Origin of the sequence: Corynebacterium tuscaniense (genome assembly GCF_008693065.1) — a bacterium.
GTDB lineage: Bacteria > Actinomycetota > Actinomycetes > Mycobacteriales > Mycobacteriaceae > Corynebacterium > Corynebacterium tuscaniense.
The window spans coordinates 1-722 of record NZ_VXKH01000156.1; the positions used below are offsets into that span (position 1 = coordinate 1).

The 722-nt window shown below is 64.5% G+C and carries 1 pseudogene; it reads right to left on the reverse strand.

What is annotated here, in order from left to right:
• Positions 1 to 722: pseudogene (locus F4V54_RS11015) on the reverse strand (DEAD/DEAH box helicase); the annotation flags it as partial.

Consider the following 722-nt stretch of genomic DNA (forward strand, 5'->3'; position numbering starts at 1 on the left):
TGGCTCAACGCATCAGGGATGGTGGCCACTTGGGCGGGGATGCCGGGTGGGACGGGGACGCCGAGGCCGTCGCGAAGCAACGGCGCATCGAGTGCTTGGGCCAGGTGTTCACGGCCGCCGATACGCACGGCCATCATGCGCTTGCCCAGCTGATTCTCGAGGGCGACGCGCGGCACGGATGTGTATTGCTTCAGCTCATCCACCGGAACCGGCCCCACGATGCGCAGCGTGTCCGCGAACTGCTCGGAAGTGTCAGCCTTGCCCAGGCGCCGGAGGGAATGGTCGACTTCTTGGATCACGGTAGCGTCGAGAAGCTCGCGCAGCTCAACTGTGCCCAGCAATTTTGCAAGTAACGACGGATCGAGCGCGAGCGCTGCCGCACGTTTTTCGGCGAGCGGGGTGTCGCCCTCGTACATGAATGCGCCGGTGTAATTGAACAGCAAACTTGATGCAAACGGGCTCGGCTGATCCGTGGTCACCTCCGCCACGCGAATGCGGCGAGTGGACAGATTACGCATGACATCCTGCAGCGCGGGCAGATCGTAGACGTCCTGGAGGCACTCGCGGACGGATTCCAAGATGATGGGGAAGGACGGGTAATTGCGTGCGACGTCCAGCAGCTGCTCCGCACGTTGACGCTGCTGCCACAGTGGCGCGCGCTTGCCCGGGTTGCGGCGCGGAAGGAGCAACGCGCGGGCGGCACACTCGCGGAAACGCGACGC